This window comes from Chamaesiphon sp. VAR_48_metabat_403, assembly GCF_031422475.1.
GTDB lineage: Bacteria > Cyanobacteriota > Cyanobacteriia > Cyanobacteriales > Chamaesiphonaceae > Chamaesiphon.
This window is the reverse complement of the sequence record NZ_JANPLS010000443.1, coordinates 1-4,232: the sequence shown is the minus strand read 5'-3', so window position 1 is coordinate 4,232 and position 4,232 is coordinate 1. Positions and strand designations below refer to the sequence as shown.

Annotated in this window: 4 protein-coding genes and 1 pseudogene; all 5 read left to right on the top strand. The window is 48.9% G+C overall.

Annotated elements, in window-relative coordinates; all coding sequences use genetic code 11:
• Positions 1-802 (top strand): catalase-related domain-containing protein (locus tag RMO79_RS21250; protein ID WP_310485262.1); only part of this gene is annotated, 802 nt, incomplete at its 5' end.
• Positions 803-1,025: 223 nt separating this feature from the next.
• Positions 1,026-1,640: a DUF2267 domain-containing protein gene (locus RMO79_RS21245; RefSeq protein ID WP_310485261.1), complete on the top strand. Its 615-nt coding sequence runs from the start codon at positions 1,026-1,028 to the stop codon at positions 1,638-1,640.
• Between the two features lie 115 nt (positions 1,641-1,755).
• The gene (locus RMO79_RS21240; protein ID WP_310485260.1) at positions 1,756-1,953 is read left to right on the top strand and encodes a DUF2949 domain-containing protein; all 198 of its coding nucleotides are present in this window, start codon (positions 1,756-1,758) and stop codon (positions 1,951-1,953) included.
• 152 nt (positions 1,954-2,105) lie between these two features.
• Positions 2,106-4,055, top strand: coding sequence for a PAS domain S-box protein (locus tag RMO79_RS21235; RefSeq protein ID WP_310485259.1), 1,950 nt, complete (start codon positions 2,106-2,108; stop codon positions 4,053-4,055).
• Positions 4,052-4,232 (top strand): annotated as a pseudogene (locus tag RMO79_RS21230) (hypothetical protein); the annotation flags it as partial. The gene RMO79_RS21235 and the pseudogene RMO79_RS21230, both read left to right, overlap by 4 nt.

Below are 4,232 nucleotides of genomic sequence, written 5' to 3'. Positions count from 1 at the left end.
GTTCTGGAATAGCCTCTCTACTGGCGAACAAGATCGCCTTGTCGAAGCCGCTCACTTTGAACTGGGTAAAGTGCCCCAAATGGCCGTCAAAGAGCGGATGCTCCACCGCTTCAATCAAGTCGATGGCGAACTTGCCAAGCGAGTTGCCAAAGGGTTGGGAATGCCAGCACCGACCGAGCCAGCGACCCCCAACCACGGTCAAAAGTCACCTGCACTCAGCCAAGAACACACCACCAAGACCGCCAAAGGTCGCAAAGTGGCAATTCTCGCCGCAGATGGTGTCAATGCCGCTCAGATCGCTACCATCAAGCAATCCCTGAGTGCAATGCACATCAACTCCGAAGTCGTGTCGCTGTATGGCGGATCGATCGTCAATAGCGACGGTGGTAAGATTGCAGTCGATAAAACCTTCTTGACTACTGCATCGGTGCTGTACGACGCGATCTATGTACCAGGTGGTGCTAAGAGCGTTGAAGCACTCACCGCCCACGGCGACCCCTTGAGCTTTATCCATGAAGCCTTCAAGCACTTCAAACCGATGGCGGCAACTGGTGAAGGTGTCGATCTGATGATGCAAGCCGATCTCAAGGGGATTGATGCTAGCCAAGTTAATGGCAAGATGAGTGCCCAGTTGGGTGTCGTCGCCAGCCGCGATACCTCGGACATGGTAACCTTCACCAAAACTTTTATCGATGCGATTAAGGAGCACCGCTTCTGGACGCGTCCCGTTCCTGGTACGGCATCTGTTAAGGCAGCAGCCGCGAAGATGCTGATGGAAAAAGAGCAGGTAGCAGCTTCTTAGGGATTAGGGGGTAGGGGCGTAGATCTACCCACCCCGCCCTTTGGGCACCCCTCCGAGGAGGGGATTTTTTGTCCTCGTCTTCGATCTCCGATCTCGATCGAATATCTACCTTTCGACCGATCGCATGTCTAACTTCCGAACGATGCCTTAGAGCTGGAATTTTTGTAATCTGGTTATTAGCGATTAAAAGCTAATTTAACACCGAAATTATTAGATAGCAGCTATGGCAGATGAAACTTTGCAACAAGATCTACAAGATTCAGAGCAACCAATTGCGGTTAATGCTGATGAAAAAATCAAAATACGGACACCTGAAATCGATGCAACTCAGATTGAAGATCCAAGAGCAGTTTTTGCCGATCGCGATCGTTCTTTCTTAGAATATGTGATGGCTGAAGGTGGTTTCGCCGACCCTTATGATGCCAGAGACTTTACCGAAGTTGTATTTCGGATTATGCGGGATTTGATGACAACAGAAGCAGCCGATCGGGTTGCCGACGAGTTGCACGAACCAGTCATGCCCACCGATGAAAAAGCCTTACAGATGGAAGTAACGGATCTATGGAAAGATAGCAATCCGATTGTAGCGTTCTTGAGTCGGGTACGTCCACCTTGGCAAGGCCCTGGTATTTTTAAAATTGATTCGAGTCGGTTCTTTTTCCGTGCGGCTAATGAGGGCGGTTTAGAACGCGATCCCGTTAATAAAGATGCCGATCGCAAACATGCAGTTAAAGCTGTATTTACTGCCACTAAGCGAGAACTTTCGCCTGAGCGGATCGCCGAAATTGCCAGTTGGCTGCCGACCGACGGCGTACAAGAACTCTGGGATGAAGCGTAGTTGCGATCGCGAATATTAACGTTAAATTACTGGGGCACCAATGCTGAAACAATACATCAATTGCAAGGTTGTTGGTGCCTAAATATATTAAAAATATTTAATAAATTATAAAATCATGTCCGCAGAAAATATCTTTAAAATTACTAACTTTCTCTGTCAAGATTTGAACTTACCTCATGAATCAGTCCAACTAGCTTTAAAGCAAACTCATTCTAGTCGCGGTACTTTGCCGATTGTACTGTGGCAATATGGCTTAGTAACTTTGTCTCAGCTAGACCGGGTTTTTGAAATATTTGAATTTTACAGTTGCTAGCAAAAAAAATATCTAACGATACTAGACATCTATTACTTGCAAATCGCAAATTCAAAATAGAATTCGGTTGAAAATTAAATCTTAATTATTCATAAGTTAAATATTAAAAATATGTTAAATTAGGTAATGAGCAGATCTTCACTCACGGCCCTATGAATATAAATCCGCAGCGGGATTTACTAATTACAGCAACCGTGCGATCGCAAAAATTATTAGATCGCATTCCGCATTTGGCTTGGCTGATGACCGATCGCGGGCGGATGATTGCTGTCAATCAGCACTGGTGCGAATATGCAGGTCAATGTTATCTTAGCGATGCCAAGCTGTGGCATCAGGGTCATGCTTGCCCGATCGTGAGTATTGATGAGGTAGCATCTGTGAATGCAGGTGCAGAGACAAGTTATCGGAACTTTGAAGATAATTTGCAATTGGCCGATCGCGATCGGTTCGCGATCGGGTGGGAGGAGGCTAAAAGATGGCAGACACCCTTAAAAATTAAGCTGCAATTTAAAGGAATTGCCGAGTGGGAGTGGTTCGAGCTGGAATTAGAGCCAGATAACGATGAATTAGGCACAGTCTGGATTTGTACGGCGACGCGGTTGGGTGGAGAATTAACCATCCCCGCCCGCCAATCGACCCAATTTTTAGCAGCATTGCTAGATTGCGCTTCTGATGGCATCGTTGCCTGCGACGATAAAGGACGGTTGGTGTTATTTAACCGGATGGCACAAGAATTTCATGGTTTGCCGCCGGAACCACTGGCACCAGAAGAGTGGGCTAAATATTACGACCTTTATCATGGCGATGGATTGAAGACTCTCGATAAAGCAGAGATCCCGCTATTTCGCGCCTTACAAGGAGAGATAGTCATCGGGCAAGAGATGACCATTAAACCCAAGCAGGGGCTACCTAGATCGCTGGTAGCCAATGCCAAAGCAATTTATAACGCAACGGGTGAAAAACTCGGTGCAGTCGCTCTGATGCAGGATATAACCGCTTACAAACAAGCCCAAACCGATCGCCACCACGCTCAAAGCTACAGCCAACGCCTATCAACAGCATTACAAGTAGCTAAAGTTGGGGCGTGGGAGTGGAATATCCACACCAATAAGATCTTTTGGACACCAGAATTTGAAGCCCTATTTGACTACGATCCGGGAACTACCGCCCAAACCTATGCAGAATGGTTGGCGCGCATCCATCCTGACGATCGCCAGCGAGTGGAAACCATACTTAAAGCCGCGATAAATCGACAAGTACCCGAATATCGGTGCGAATATCGAATTGTCGTTCGCGACGGCCAGATTCGCTGGATCGATGCAATTGGCGAACTACATACCAATGAAGCTGGTGAGCCGCAGATGTCGGGTTTAATTTACGATATTACCGAACGCAAACGCAATATCGAAGCCCTCCGTCGCAGTGAAGAGTTTACACGCCGAGTCTTAGAAAGCAGTCCAGATTGTATTAAGGTCATCGACTCAGAAGGTGACATTATCTACATGAACGATGGCGGACGATCGCTGATGGAAATCGATGACTTCGCTAGCATTGCCAACACCAAATGGAGCGACCGCTGGCAAGGTCGAGAAGCCCAATCTGCCCAGATGGCAATCGATACTGCTAAAGCTGGCGGCATCGGTAGGTTTGAAGGCTATTGCGCTACTGCTAAAGGTACGCCAAAATGTTGGGAAGTCGTCGTTACGCAGATCCAAGCGGCGATCGATAATACCGTCCAATTTTTGGCAGTCTCACGCGATATTACCGAGCGCAAACAATTAGAGTTACTGACCAACAAACAAACCCAAGCTCTCCAAAATCTCAATTATTCGTTACTCTTGGCACATCCACTTTCATCATCGACCTCTGGTTCAGCGGCATCATCGTCGCAGGGTTGTTGTTTTCTATTTTTTATAGAAGATCAAAAATTCCCTCGGTCGCGGCAAGCATCGCCCTGTGCGCGTACGTCGGTTTCCAGGGGATCCTCAAGGATCGCGCTCTCGACTACGCGCGCGATTACGCCCGCAGCCGCGGGCTGCAGGACGCGGACATTGCCGCGCATCCGCGCGCCGTTTCGCCGTTCAACTGGACCGTGTTCGTGAGCGACGCGCGCGAACACAATTTCGCGCACATCAATCTCGTGCGCGAGGCGCCCCGCAGCTATGCGTCGGGCGACGGCTTTGTCGCGAAGCTCGATGCCGCTTTCCAGCCGCGCGCCACCGCGCGCTGGGAGACGCGCAGTCGCTATGGCGAGGGCGCGCTCGGCAAGGAGGCCTGGG

Coding starts and splice junctions, on each gene's coding strand:
- RMO79_RS21240 (WP_310485260.1), top strand. CDS start 1,756: ATGTCCGCAGAAAATATCTTTAAAATTACTAACTTTCTCTGTCAAGAT.
- RMO79_RS21235 (WP_310485259.1), top strand. CDS start 2,106: ATGAATATAAATCCGCAGCGGGATTTACTAATTACAGCAACCGTGCGA.
- RMO79_RS21245 (WP_310485261.1), top strand. CDS start 1,026: ATGGCAGATGAAACTTTGCAACAAGATCTACAAGATTCAGAGCAACCA.